Source organism: Klebsiella sp. A-Nf5 (genome assembly GCF_002810545.1).
GTDB classification, from domain to species: Bacteria; Pseudomonadota; Gammaproteobacteria; order Enterobacterales; family Enterobacteriaceae; genus Klebsiella; species Klebsiella variicola.
Genome location: NZ_PIOG01000027.1, coordinates 134207 through 146574 on the forward strand (window position 1 = coordinate 134207; position 12368 = coordinate 146574).

The following is a 12368-nucleotide window of genomic DNA, read 5'->3' on the forward strand; positions in this document are numbered from 1 at the left end:
CCCTCTTAGGATACGCCTGACATGAAAGAGATTGCTTTACCCCTTAACCCAACCCCGACGCGCGTCTGGATAGCCGTCATTGCGCTCGGGATCTGCGCCTTTTCGATCGTCACCAGCGAACTGGCGCCGGTGGGCATGCTCAGCGCCCTGGCGGCGGATTTTCACCAGACGGAATCCAGCATGGGCCTTGCCGTCACCGCCTACGGCTGGGTGGGCGCCCTGGCGGCCCTCCTTTCCGGCGCGATGCCGGCGCGTATTTCACGCAAGGCGCTGCTGGTCGGGCTCATGCTGACCCTGGCGCTTTCCTGCCTCGCCGCGACCCGGTCTTATTCCATGTTCGCCCTGATGAGCGCTCGCATGATTGGCGCCCTGGCGCATGGCGCCTTCTGGGCCTTAATTGGCATCGTCGCCGCGCAGCTGGTCCCGCCGCACCGGCTGGGGCTGGCTACGGCGATCGTTTTTGGCGGTGTGTCAGCGGCCAGCGTGGTGGGGGTACCGCTGGCGAGCTTTATCGCCATCCACATGGGCTGGCGACACGCGTTTTTGGCGGTGGCCTTGTTATCACTGGCAGCAGCGGCAGTGCTATGCTCGACGCTGCCCGCGCTGGCCGCGCCCACCCCGGTCAGGCTGGGTGTTTATCGCGATATCTTCCGTAATCCGCTGCTGTGGGGTCTGTATGGCGCCACAGCCTGCATCATTACCGCTCACTTTGCCGCCTTCACCTATGTTGAACCGCTGCTGATAACACTGCAGGGAGTACCCGCGACCGCCCTCTCCGGCCTGCTGCTGTTATCAGGGGTTTCCGGGCTGGTGGGTAACGTTATCGCCGGTAAGCTTATCGATCGTCATCTGAAGGGGCTTATTTTTGCTTCACTGCTGCTGAGCGGGGGCGCGCTGGCGATCCTCGGCACCGGACGACTTGCGCCCCTGCCTTTCTGTTTTAGCGGGCTGCTGTTAGCCCTGTGGGGCGCCGGTATCGCGATTGTGTTCGTCGGCTTACAGACCTGGCTGCTGCGCAGCGCAGGCGCGGTCGCCCAGCCGGCGTCAGCCATTTACGTGGCTATTTTTAATGCCGCCATCGGCACCGGGGCGCTTGTCGGCGGCCAGCTGATCGCCACCGCGGGCTTGTCAGGCATGGCGTGGCTGGCGGCGGGGATCATGGCGTGCAGTACGCTGCTGATCGCCCTGCTGAAAGCGCCCTCAGACCGCTAAAGGCTGCCCTGTAAAACCGCGTTTTCACGATCCAGGGTGAAGACCTGCCACGCGACCTGGGTCGTGCTCAGGGTAAAAATGGCCGTCGCCAGCGTATTTTCGTCATCCGGATCTTCCGCAGACAGCCGGTAAATCGGTAACAGCGGATCATGCTGGTCGGAGAGCATCGCTTTCGCTGTTACCCCATCCAGCGACGGGTTCGTCGCCAGCCACGCGTCCAGGCGCTGCTGGCGTGAGCCGGAGCTCCCGGTCACGATCTGTTCAATGGTCTCAAGCTGGGGATGGATCAGATGGTTGGCATGCCCAAAGGTGGCGGTCAGCTGACGCACTGAGCTGCCGGAGCCGGTAGCTTCAACGCTAAACAGACGGCTATCGCCCATTTGACCCAGCGTGTGGTGAAACGCGCCCGCGCGCGATGTCGCGGTCAGCAGGGTAATGGCGTCATCTAACGTGGTGGCATTCAGCGATGCGCGGGCCAGTATCTGGCGCGGCATCCCCTCCGGACGATGCACGGCACGAATATTGTTGACCGTATTGACTATCCCCTTCTCATTCACCGCGAAGGTGTGCCCGCACAGGGAGCCGGGGTAGGCGAAGCTGGTGAAGGCGAGGCCCACATCCGGTGTCACGTGGACGATGGCGCAGTCACCGCGCAGCTGCGGGAAGCCATCTTCATTATGCGCAATAATTAACTCGCCCTCAGCGCTTATCCCCGCCAGGGTAGTGCAGCCATCCGACGTCGAACGCACCAGATCGCCGCGACAGTTCCAGGCAAACACCTCATCCACCGGCGCCTGCAGCCCCTCCGCCATACCCTCCAGTTCCTGCCAGATCAGCGGGAACTGAGCCAGCACGGCTGCGCGCATGCGCTGGGTTTGTTCCGCCGTTTTCATGGCGGTGACGGTTTGCCAAAGCGCCGTTTGCCTGATTTTAGTATGCCAGGCCTCACGGCCAAACGCGCCAAGCTGCTGACCGACCGCATAGGCGGAACCACGGATTGCGATTGTTTTCATATTGTCATCATTCACTTATGTTCAGGATACGTGTTGCAAAAACTCTTGCAGACGCGGATTGCTGCTGGCAGTGAGCAGCACCTCAGGTGAACCATCTTCGGCAATGGTGCCGCCATCAATAAAGATCAACCGGGAAGCCACCTCTCTGGCAAAGCCAATCTCATGGGTCACAATCACCATCGTCATGCCCTCTTCGGCCAGCGAGCGCATGACCTTTAACACCTCATGCCGCAGTTCGGGATCGAGGGCGGATGTTGGTTCATCAAATAACATCATTTTGGGTTTTACCGCCAGGGCACGAGCTATCGCCACGCGTTGCTGCTGCCCCCCAGAGAGCTCTGCCGGATAGTGGTTGGCGCGTTCACGCAGACCCACGCGGTCCAGCAACGCCAGCGCCTGCTCCCGCGCCGCGGCCTTACTCTGCTTACGCACGCGAACCGGACCGAACATGACATTCTCAAGGGCGGTCAGATGCGGGAACAAATGAAACTGTTGAAACACCATACCGGCTTCGCGGCGAATATCACACTCATTCGCGTGCGGATCCGTAATATGCATGCCCGCCACCAGCAGCGTTCCCGAGGAGATCTCCTCCAGTTTGTTAATGCAGCGTAACAGGGTCGATTTGCCCGAGCCGGAGGGGCCAATGATCACCACCACCTCGCCCGCTTCAATCTTTAAATTGATATCGTGCAGCACCTGAGTGGCGCCGAAGTTTTTCGCCACCGCGCTAAATTCAACCATGCTCATAAAATATGGATCCTTTTCTCAAGTTGTTTCAGCAGGAAGCTCAGGCACAATGTCAAAAACAGATAAATCATCGCCACCGCCGTCCACACCTCCAGCGCCCGAAAGTTACCGGCAATAATCTCTTGTCCCTGGCGGGTTAATTCTGCCACGCCAATCACAATAAATAGCGATGTATCTTTTATACTGATAATCCATTGATTGCCTAACGCCGGGATCATTCGCCGAAAAGCCAGCGGCATAATGACATGTAATAGGGTGCTGCGTGGCGATAACCCCATCGCCAGGCTGGCTTCTTTAAAACCTTTATTGATCGACAGAATCGCGCCTCGGGTGATCTCGGCTATATAAGCGCCGGAGTTAATCACAATGGTAATAATTGCGGCAGGAACCGGGTCAATACGCACCGGCAACACCATCGGCAGGGCGAAGTAGATAAACATCACCTGCACCATGATCGGCGTTCCACGAATTAATTCCACAAACACCAGCGATACCGTTTTTGATATTTTACCCCCTAATGCGCGGCAGGTACCCGCCAGCAAGCCAATGACTAACCCACCTAACAAACCGGACAAAGATATAATCAGCGTCAGCTGCAAGCCCTGCATCAGCAGCGGTAAAGCATCCCAAATATAGCGACTGTCAAAATTCATCATTCTACCCGTCAAGAAGAAATGAGGCCGGATCGCTCCGACCTGGCAGGGTTATTTCGGCTGCTTAGCAAACCATTTAACGTAAATCTTGTCGTAGGTACCATCGGCACGCAGCGCCTGCAGAGCCTGGTTCACTTTTGGCGTCAGGCTGCTGTTTTTCTGCATCGCAAAGCCATATTGCTGTGGCAGAATGCTGTCCGTCTCACCGGTGGATTTGACCTTGCCATTACCCGCCGTCTTCACGTAGTAAAGGACATTCGGCGAATCGTGAACGACGGCATCGAGATTGCCGGCCTGCAGATCAAGGTAGGCGTTATCGATGTTCGGGAACTCGATATAATTCGCTTTATATTTGCTTTTCATAAAGCTGGCCGCCGCCGTCCCCTGCTTAAGGCCAACTTTTTTCCCGGTCAAATCACTGAATTTGGCAATGGAATTATCAGTACTTTTCACGGCTATTAACAGGTCGGCATTATAATACCCATCACTGAAATCCACGACCTGTTTACGCGCATCGGTAATGGTTATGCCGGCCATCGCCACGTCCAGATTACGCGACTGCAGTCCGGGGATGAGGCCGCCGAAATCCATCGGCCTTAATTCGTAGCTGATATGCATTTTCTTTGCGATAGCGTCCCACAAATCGATATCAAAGCCGACATATTTATCACCTTGTTTAAATTCAAAAGGGACAAAAGCGGTATCCACGCCCACCGTTATTTTGTCCTGGGCTGCTGTCACAAAACTGGCAGAACAAATAACCAAAGCCAGCGTCAGTTTTAATTTATTAAATAGTCCAGTCATAATTACCCTCAGCGTCAATGAAATGGCATGCAACGAATATCAGCCTGCGATATATATCGCCGGAAGAACCAATAACAACACTTGATATGCAGGGCGCATTATTATGCGCCCGAATGAAAAGGCTAACTTATTCAGAAAATAGAGAGTCGGTGGTATCCGGTACGGGCGTCTGGGCGCTGTTCATCACCATGGAGAGAAAACTGTAATAACCGTTTATCCCAATCAGATCCACCACGCCCTTCTCACCCCATAAATCAACGGCTTGTTGCCAGGTGCTATCACTCACCTTTTGCTGTTGATGCAGTTGCTGACAGAAGTCATAGATCACCTGCTCATCGGGCCGGAGATCGTCTGGCAGACGCTGTTGCTTAATCGCCTGCACCGCCGCGGCAGAGATGCCCTTCTCACGTGCTATAGGCGCATGGATCGCCCACTCTACCGGCTGTGACCAGTGCCGTGCGGTCAGCAAAATCGCCAGTTCAGAAAGACGCTGACCCAGCGCGCTGCGATAACGTAAATACTCCCCCATACGCTGGGCATGCGCCATCAGCTCGGGACTACGCAGCAGCGGCTCAAAAGGCGGCAGTAAGGCGCCGCGCGGCCCATTGATGATCTCTTCCGCTAACTGACGTTGCTGCTCGTCCCATTCCTGTTCCGCCAGGGGCGGTAAACGATTGATCATAATTTCCCCGTCTCTTCGCGGATCACGCTGTTCAGCGTATCGACCACAAAGTCGATCTGCGCCGGGGTGATGATAAACGGCGGCGCGATCAGGATGTGATCGCCATACTGACCATCGATCGTGCCGCCCATGGGATAGACCATCAACCCACGCGCCATACAATTTGCTTTGATCGCAGCATGCAGCTTCAGGGCAGGGTCGAACGGGGTTTTGTTGTCTTTATCGCGCACCAGCTCGACGCCGGCAAACAGGCCGCGTCCGCGCGTATCGCCGACATGCGGTAACTCACCCAGCACCTCGCGCAGGGCCTGTTGCAGATAGGCACCCTGCTGTTTGACGGCAGCCAGTAAATTATCGCGCGCAATCACCTGCTGCACCGCCAGAGCTGCCGACGCGGCAGTAGCATGACAAATGTAAGTGTGACCATGCTGGAACAACCCGCTGCCCGCCTTCAGCGCGGAAACAATGGTCTCACTCGCCAGTACCGCCCCGATCGGCTGATAACCCCCGCCGAGTCCCTTGGCGATGGTCACTAAATCAGGCACCACGTCGTCTTGCTCAAACGCGTGCAGCGTCCCGGTCCGCCCCATACCGCACATGACCTCATCGGCGATATACAGGATGCCGTATTTATCGCACAGGCGGCGCACCCCCTTCAGATAGCCCGGCGTCGGCGGCGTGGCCCCCGTCGTCGCCCCCACTACGGTTTCCGCACAGAAACCGATAATCGTTTCCGGGCCGGCCTCAAGGATGGCTTGCTCCAGCTCATTAAGCAGACGTTCGGTATACTGTTGCTGGGTCTCGTCAGCCCGGCGATCGCGGTACTCATTGCAGGCTGAGACGCGGATAACATCCATTAATAAGGGGGCAAACTGGCGACGGCGCCATTCGTTACCACCCACCGCCAGCGCGCCCAACGTATTGCCGTGATAGCTCTGTTTACGGGCGATAAATCGGGTGCGCGATGGCTGGCCGATCTCCACAAAGTACTGCCGCGCCATCTTCAGCGCCGTCTCTATTGCCTCGGATCCGCCCGAGACAAAGTAGGCATAGTTAAGCTCGCCGGGTGCCGTGCGGGTGAGATGGTCGGCCAGCTGCTCTACAACATCACTGGTAAAGAAACTGGTATGCGCATAGGCCAGCTGATCGATCTGGCGGTGCATCGCCGCCAGCACATCAGGGTGTGCGTGTCCGAGGCAGGAAACCGCCGCCCCGCCGCAGGCATCAAGATACGGTTTTCCCTGGGCATCAAAGATATAGGCCCCCTGGGCACGGGAGGCCACGATCGGCGTGCTACGCAGGCTGCGGTGAATGACATGACTCATACTGGGTTCTGCTCCTGAATCCGCTACATTAATTGAGCGTATCTTGCAGGATCCATTTGGATCACGTCAACGAAATAAAGATATGAATGCATCCGTTATTCTTATACCAGATACATTTGAATCATTTATCAGGATTTACCGGGGATCACATAGGCGCCAGAATCGATAAGATAGCGTTCGGCACTTTCAATTTTACTCACCGCCTCACGGCCGTGGCGCACCACCAGCATCGCCAGTAAACACTCTGCCAGCCCCATGCCGGAGACCACGGAAGGGAAAAATGATGGACTGTCGATGGAAAACAGCAGCGTGCAGTCTGCCGCCTGCGCTAAAGGGGAAACCGGCGAGTCGGTGATGGCGAGGATCTTCGCCCCTGCCTGCCGGGCTGCCTGTAAAACATCCAGTGATTCGCGTGAATAGGGCGCAAAGCTGGTGAGTAAGACGCAATCCCGGCTGGTCAGTTCGCGGGTGAAAACTTCGATATTGCTGGCCAGGCCGTCGATTAACGATACCTGCCGGTTGAACAGTCGATAGACATAAAACAGCGACCACGCGATCGGAAAGCTGGCGCGGAATCCGCAGATATAGACATTCTCCGCGCTATCGAGCAAGGTCACCGCCTGCTCCATCTCCTGCGCATTTTCGTTTTGCGTAAAGGTCAGATTCGCCTGATGCGCCTGAAAAACCTCTTTATACAGCTGCGTTTGCGTCCCGCGGGCCATCATTTTTTCCGCTTTTGATACGTATGTATCATTGCGCAGCCCCAGGTCGTCAATGAAATCGCTTTTCAGCTCGCTCCAGCCGCGGTAGCCCAGCCGCTGCGCCAGACGCAGCAGCGTCGCCGGTTTTACCCCAGCTTCCGCCGCGAAGGCACGCATCGATAACACCACCAGTTGGCTGGCATTTTGCAGTGAGAACTCGGCGGCGCGTTGCAGCTCGGGTGACAACCCGCCGAATTCATTAATGATTTTTTCCCTGAGATTCATGGCAGCTACTTACTGGTTTTAAGTGAAAGCTATCTAATCATATTTGAGATCAAGACTCTATAGGTGGCTAACGACCTCGCGGGTCACATCCGTCCCCCCTTCTCGTTGCTGGCGTGCTTTACTTCAAATATGGCGTAAGAGGAATGTCACTGGCCGGTGGGAAAAGGTATGCTCTTATCAGGGGGCGTTGCACATCAAAGCCCTGTTCACTGCTGGAAATCTCACCATGGCACGCAACCGCACTTTTTCTCTCAATCTCCGTTGGCGAGCGCTGCTCAAAGACGCAGGGATGGAGCCTGAACATCTCCTCCGCCAGGCCAATTTGCCGGACGACACCTTTTCAGACATCAATCGCGGTCTGACTACCGATGAGTATCTGCGTTTCTGGCGCGTGCTAGAAAAAGAAAGCGACGACCAGGCCTTTCCTTTGCCTTTTGTAGAAAGGGTCTCTGCGGAAGTGTTTGATCCCCCGCTGTTCGCCGCCTTGTGTAGTACCCACATGATGCAGGCGGTCCAGCGGCTGGCCAAGTATAAACTGCTTATTGCCCCCATGGTGCTGGAGACGACGGTCGTGCAGAACGGCACGCTGACAGTGTCTCCGCGCTGGCTGGGAGCAACAGAAATCCCTGCCTCTCTGGAAGTGGCGGAACTGGCATTTTTACTTCGCCTGAACCGACTGGCCACCCGCGAACCGGTTCAGGCCGTGAAAGTGACGCTCTCACAGCCCCTCACCCGCCAGCAGACCCACCACTTTTCAGCCTTCTTCGGCACGACCATACAGCGTGGAAAGCGGGCGACCATCAGCTTTGCCGCCGCTGATGCCCTGCGGCCCTTTTTGACGGTGAACGAGGGTATGTGGCAGGTCTTTGAGCCGGAGCTGCAGCGTCGTCTCAGCCAGCTTAGCGATCAGGCCTCAACGGCTGAACGTGTTCATGCAGTTCTGCTGGAGCTTCTGCCGGGCAACGACGCCTCTATCGACAATACGGCGCAACGTCTGGGAATGAGTAAACGCACCCTGCAGCGCAGGCTGGAGCAGGAGGGAGAGAATTATCGCGCCCTTGTTCACGCTTGTCGCGAAGCGCTGGCTCGCCACTATCTTCTCAATACCACGCTTTCCGGTTATGAGATCGCCTTTCTGCTCGGTTTTGAAGATCCGAATTCCTTCTACCGGGCTTTTATGGCGTGGACCGGCCAGACGCCAGAAACCCTCAGAGACATGATGCGCCTCAACTAAGCGCGCGTCATGGCGCGCTTTGCCAGTATTGTGGCGCACCGTGCCAGCGACACCGCGCCTGACAGCAGGCACACTCGGCGCAGTCTACTTGCCGAGGTGCTTATGTTTATTCAGGAAAATAAAACCGCGCTGGTCACCGGCGCATCGTCAGGGATGGGGAAAGCCATTGCCCGTCGTCTTATCCAGGAGGGTTACCAGGTTTACGTTGCTGCCCGGCAACTCGGGAAAATGGACGATCTGGCTTCGCTAGGGGCCCAATGCCTGCAGATGGATCTCTCACGGCAGGACGATCGGCTGGCGGTCGTGAACACCATTCTGTCTCAGACCGGAGGGGTCGATGTACTGGTCAATAATGCCGGTTTTGGCCTGTATGGCCCGGTCGAAGAGATCGGTATCGATGAGGCTCGCTACCAGTTTGAGGTCAATCTCTTCGGCGCGGCGCATCTCACGCAACTACTGCTTCCCGCGATGCGCGCCCGCCGTCGCGGATATATTGTCAATATCTCTTCCATGGGTGGCAAGATGTATAGCGTCCTCGGCGCATGGTACCACGCCACCAAACATGCACTTGAGGGATGGTCAGACTGCCTGCGGCTGGAAGTTGCCGACTTCGGCATCAAGGTGGTTATCATCGAACCTGGAGTGATTGAAACCGGCTTCGGCGATGCGGCCAGTGAAAGTATTGTCAAACGTTCGGCCACAGGACCGTATGGTCAGTTGGTAAAAGGGGTCGCCCTGTCGATCCAAAAAACGTACGGCCATGGCACCGGCAGCGACCCGCAGACGATCGCCGAGGTGGTCCTGGTCGCGGTGAATGCCTCAAATCCACGCCCCCGTTATGCCGTCGGTAAGTATGCCAAATTGCTTATCCGGATGCGTGTCTGGCTGGGCGACCGTCTTTTCGATCGTATTATCCTCAGCCAGATGCGCTGAGGTCATGTTCTGCTCACTTTCGCCTCGCGCTGGAGGGGGATGACTCTCCCAGCCAGTCGATAAAAAACGCCATAAACGCCGATACCTGCGGCGGCTGCAGCTTTCGCTGGGGAAAGACAAACTGCAGCCCGACCTCCTTACGGTCTAAGGGGCTGAATCCGGTGAAGCGCTCGGCAAACAGCACCTGAAGCCGTCCCTCCTCGACATCCCTCTTCACATCCCACCATGATTTACCGGCGATCCCCGCCCCGCTGAGCGCCCACTGCCGCAGCAGTGCCCCATCGTCGCAGACCATCGCCGGTGTCACCCGCACGACGCGCTCCTTTCCCGCCTCCTCAAAGCGCCATTCATTCATCACCACACCGTGCCGCTCCAGCGCCAGGCAGCGGTGATGGTGCAACTCGTCGAGGGCGGCAGGCGTTCCGTGAGTGGCAAGATAAGCCTCCGAAGCCACCAGCACCCGGTGGTTGGGGCGGATATGGCGGATCGCCAAACTACTGTCTGGCAGGTTACCGACGCGAATACTCATATCCAGCCGGTTGGCGACCAGATCCTCCACGCGCTCCCCTAAGAACACGGAAAACGTGACCTCGGGGTGACGGCGGGAAAAGTCGACGATGGCCGGGCTAAGATACTGTCGGCCAAAGTCGGAGGGGGCGGAAAGACGAATATTGCCGCTCAGCACGCCTTCCTTTTGCGTCAGCAACGATTCGGCGTGGCGGGCCTCCTCCAGTACGCGCCGCGCGGCATGATAAAAATCTTCCCCCGCCCTGGTCAGGGTGATAGCGCGCGTGGAACGATGGAACAGGCGGGTCTGGTAACGCTCTTCCATCGCCTTCAGGCGGGCCGTCATGGTGGCCGGTGAGAGCGATAACCGTCTGCCGGCGGCGGAGAGTCCCCCCGCCTCGGCGACAGCCACCAGCAGCGCCATATCTTCCAGCTTGCCCATTTTTCGTATTTCCTGAAAAGTGAATCTGTTTTTAGCCTAATTATCAAAATCAGATCCCGACTGTAAAGTGATTTTCATTCCACTCGCAAGGGACACCCGTATGAACAGCCTCTCACTTTTCGATCGTTACCGCATCGGCACGCTGCCATTGAAAAACCGCATCGTCATGGCTCCCATGACCCGGGCGCGCGCCCTGCAGCCCGGAAATATCCCCTCCGCGCTGATGGCAGAATATTACCGCCAGCGCGCCAGCGCCGGATTGACCGTCACGGAGGCGACGCAAATCTCTCCTGAGGGACAGGGATACTCCTGGACGCCTGGCCTGCATTCCGCTGAGCAGATTGCCGGCTGGCAGTTGACGACCGGGGCCGTTCACCAGGCTGGCGGCGTTATTTTTTCTCAGCTCTGGCACGTGGGGCGGATGTCGCACGCTCGTTTTCATGCGGATGGGCAACCCGTGGCCCCGTCGGCGCTGGCGCCGGACGCCCAGGTATGGGTGGTGGATGAGCAAGGCCGGGGCCAGATGGTGGACTGCCCTCCACCGCGGGCGCTCTCCCGGTCGGATATCCAGCGTATTGTCGCCGATTACCGTCAGGCGGCGCGCAATGCGATAGCGGCGGGGTTTGACGGCGTGGAAGTGCACGGCGGCAATGGCTATCTGATCGACCAGTTCCTGCGGCGTACCGCCAACCAGCGTACTGATGAGTACGGCGGTAGCCTGAGCAACCGGATCCGTTTTGCCCAGGAGGTGCTGACCGCCATCGGCGACGTTATTGGCCGCGAGCGGACGGGCATCCGCCTTTCCCCCTACATTACCCAGCGCGGGATGAACGACCCGCAAGTGATCGACGCCATCCTTGCCCTGGCGGCCTGGTGCGAACAGCAGGGTATCGCCTTTATCCACCTGGCGGAGGCGGACTGGGACGATGCGCCAGCCGTTCCCCAGCACTTTCGTGACACGCTGCGCGCGACCTTCAGCGGCACCCTGATCGTGGCCGGCAATTACGATCAGCAAAAGGCGGAACGTATCCTCACCGCCGGTTTCGCCGACCTGGTGGCTTTCGGCCGCCCGTTTATTGCTAATCCTGACCTGCCGCAGCGGCTTCAGCACCGCTGGCCGCTGGCGACCGTCAGCGATCCCGCCACGCTGTTTGGCGGGACAGAGGTGGGCTATACCGACTATCCCTTCTATACGGAGCATAAAGAGTGAAAATGACCCGCAAAATGTTACCTGCCAGCCTTGGTGTCGCTGTTGTCTGCGCGCAGGCCAGACACGGCATCACGCTGCGGCGCTGCGCCACAGCGCTGCTGCTTGCCGGGATATCCGGCTCCGCGTTTTCAGCCCCGCAGGGTTTGCTGAAGCCAGCCCAGCTCATCGTTGACAGCGGCCTTCCCCCTGCCACACGCGCCGCCAATGAATATGTCGCCAGACAATACGCCACGTTCTGGAATACCGGTGATGAAGCGCTGGCCCGGGCGGCGCTGGCGGGGAATTTTATCGATAAAACGCCCCCGGAAGGGCGCCGACAAGGGCCGGAAGGCGCGATCCTCGCCTCCAGAGCATTTCGTCAGGCGGTGCCGGATTTACGCTGTGATGTCGAACAAATGATTGTGGCCGGTGACCGGGTGGTCTCACACTTACATTTTCATGGCCACTTTACCGGGACCTTCGGCACCCGGAAGGGTAAGGGACAAAATATCGATTTTATTGCCACCGATATCTATCAGATCAGCGGCGGTAAAATTGCCGCCAACTGGCATATTGAAGATAACCTGACGCTGATGAAACAGCTGGGCGCGCAATAAGCTGCCCACCCGGACGGTGAG

Annotated in this window: 13 protein-coding genes; 5 read left to right on the forward strand and 8 right to left on the reverse strand. The window is 57.7% G+C overall.

Annotated features, from left to right (window positions below; translation table 11 throughout):
- Nucleotides 1-21 precede the first annotated feature (21 nt).
- Nucleotides 22-1212 carry an MFS transporter gene (locus CWM53_RS03005; protein WP_100631723.1) on the forward strand — a complete coding sequence of 397 codons (1191 nt, stop codon included), beginning with the start codon at nt 22-24 and terminating at the stop codon, nt 1210-1212.
- Here the strand turns inward: CWM53_RS03005 and CWM53_RS03010 are convergent.
- The 7 genes from CWM53_RS03010 to CWM53_RS03040 all read right to left on the reverse strand — a co-directional run bounded on the left by CWM53_RS03010 (nt 1209) and on the right by CWM53_RS03040 (nt 7425).
- Complete coding sequence (locus tag CWM53_RS03010; RefSeq protein ID WP_100750718.1) at nt 1209-2225, reverse strand: C45 family autoproteolytic acyltransferase/hydolase; 1017 nt, start codon at nt 2223-2225, stop codon at nt 1209-1211. The genes CWM53_RS03005 and CWM53_RS03010 overlap by 4 nt on opposite strands.
- Nucleotides 2226-2246: 21 nt before the next feature.
- Complete coding sequence (glnQ, locus tag CWM53_RS03015; protein WP_012542105.1) at nt 2247-2969, reverse strand: glutamine ABC transporter ATP-binding protein GlnQ; 723 nt, start codon at nt 2967-2969, stop codon at nt 2247-2249.
- A gap of 2 nt (nt 2970-2971) precedes the next feature.
- The gene (gene glnP / locus CWM53_RS03020; protein WP_100631724.1) at nt 2972-3628 is read right to left on the reverse strand and encodes a glutamine ABC transporter permease GlnP; all 657 of its coding nucleotides are present in this window, start codon (nt 3626-3628) and stop codon (nt 2972-2974) included.
- Between the two features lie 51 nt (nt 3629-3679).
- Nucleotides 3680-4432 (reverse strand): glutamine ABC transporter substrate-binding protein GlnH, encoded by a 753-nt coding sequence (glnH, locus tag CWM53_RS03025; RefSeq protein ID WP_008807644.1) that lies wholly within the window; start codon nt 4430-4432, stop codon nt 3680-3682.
- 127 nt (nt 4433-4559) lie between these two features.
- A complete protein-coding gene (locus CWM53_RS03030) occupies nt 4560-5114 on the reverse strand; it encodes a carboxymuconolactone decarboxylase family protein (RefSeq protein WP_176713421.1) in 555 nt (184 codons plus the stop codon).
- Nucleotides 5111-6439, reverse strand: a complete 1329-nt coding sequence (locus CWM53_RS03035; protein ID WP_022065498.1) for an aspartate aminotransferase family protein — start codon at nt 6437-6439, stop codon at nt 5111-5113. Before CWM53_RS03035 ends, CWM53_RS03030 begins: the two co-directional genes overlap by 4 nt.
- 128 nt (nt 6440-6567) lie before the next feature.
- The gene (locus CWM53_RS03040) at nt 6568-7425 is read right to left on the reverse strand and encodes a MurR/RpiR family transcriptional regulator (RefSeq protein WP_074386242.1); all 858 of its coding nucleotides are present in this window, start codon (nt 7423-7425) and stop codon (nt 6568-6570) included.
- Between the two features lie 226 nt (nt 7426-7651).
- Between CWM53_RS03040 and CWM53_RS03045 the strand changes: the two genes are divergently transcribed.
- Together CWM53_RS03045 and CWM53_RS03050 are read left to right on the forward strand one after the other, a co-directional pair.
- A complete protein-coding gene (locus CWM53_RS03045; protein ID WP_074386243.1) occupies nt 7652-8659 on the forward strand; it encodes an AraC family transcriptional regulator in 1008 nt (335 codons plus the stop codon).
- A 102-nt stretch (nt 8660-8761) separates the two neighbouring features.
- Nucleotides 8762-9592, forward strand: coding sequence for an oxidoreductase (locus CWM53_RS03050; protein ID WP_061156380.1), 831 nt, complete (start codon nt 8762-8764; stop codon nt 9590-9592).
- Between the two features lie 13 nt (nt 9593-9605).
- On the opposite strand, the gene CWM53_RS03055 is transcribed toward CWM53_RS03050, so the two are convergent.
- Nucleotides 9606-10541, reverse strand: a complete 936-nt coding sequence (locus CWM53_RS03055; RefSeq protein WP_074386244.1) for a LysR family transcriptional regulator — start codon at nt 10539-10541, stop codon at nt 9606-9608.
- Nucleotides 10542-10641: 100 nt separating this feature from the next.
- Here CWM53_RS03055 and CWM53_RS03060 point away from each other — a divergent pair, with 100 nt between their 5' ends.
- Both CWM53_RS03060 and CWM53_RS03065 read left to right on the forward strand, forming a co-directional pair.
- Nucleotides 10642-11751 carry an alkene reductase gene (locus tag CWM53_RS03060; protein ID WP_074386245.1) on the forward strand — a complete coding sequence of 370 codons (1110 nt, stop codon included), beginning with the start codon at nt 10642-10644 and terminating at the stop codon, nt 11749-11751.
- A 2-nt stretch (nt 11752-11753) separates the two neighbouring features.
- A complete protein-coding gene (locus tag CWM53_RS03065) occupies nt 11754-12347 on the forward strand; it encodes an ester cyclase (protein WP_074386289.1) in 594 nt (197 codons plus the stop codon).
- The last annotated feature ends 21 nt before the right edge of the window (nt 12348-12368 follow it).

Coding starts and splice junctions, on each gene's coding strand:
- CWM53_RS03035 (WP_022065498.1), bottom strand. CDS start 6,439: ATGAGTCATGTCATTCACCGCAGCCTGCGTAGCACGCCGATCGTGGCC.
- CWM53_RS03040 (WP_074386242.1), bottom strand. CDS start 7,425: ATGAATCTCAGGGAAAAAATCATTAATGAATTCGGCGGGTTGTCACCC.
- CWM53_RS03010 (WP_100750718.1), bottom strand. CDS start 2,225: ATGAAAACAATCGCAATCCGTGGTTCCGCCTATGCGGTCGGTCAGCAG.
- CWM53_RS03060 (WP_074386245.1), top strand. CDS start 10,642: ATGAACAGCCTCTCACTTTTCGATCGTTACCGCATCGGCACGCTGCCA.
- glnH (WP_008807644.1), bottom strand. CDS start 4,432: ATGACTGGACTATTTAATAAATTAAAACTGACGCTGGCTTTGGTTATT.
- CWM53_RS03045 (WP_074386243.1), top strand. CDS start 7,652: ATGGCACGCAACCGCACTTTTTCTCTCAATCTCCGTTGGCGAGCGCTG.
- CWM53_RS03050 (WP_061156380.1), top strand. CDS start 8,762: ATGTTTATTCAGGAAAATAAAACCGCGCTGGTCACCGGCGCATCGTCA.
- CWM53_RS03055 (WP_074386244.1), bottom strand. CDS start 10,541: ATGGGCAAGCTGGAAGATATGGCGCTGCTGGTGGCTGTCGCCGAGGCG.
- CWM53_RS03030 (WP_176713421.1), bottom strand. CDS start 5,114: ATGATCAATCGTTTACCGCCCCTGGCGGAACAGGAATGGGACGAGCAG.
- CWM53_RS03065 (WP_074386289.1), top strand. CDS start 11,754: ATGACCCGCAAAATGTTACCTGCCAGCCTTGGTGTCGCTGTTGTCTGC.
- glnP (WP_100631724.1), bottom strand. CDS start 3,628: ATGAATTTTGACAGTCGCTATATTTGGGATGCTTTACCGCTGCTGATG.
- CWM53_RS03005 (WP_100631723.1), top strand. CDS start 22: ATGAAAGAGATTGCTTTACCCCTTAACCCAACCCCGACGCGCGTCTGG.
- glnQ (WP_012542105.1), bottom strand. CDS start 2,969: ATGGTTGAATTTAGCGCGGTGGCGAAAAACTTCGGCGCCACTCAGGTG.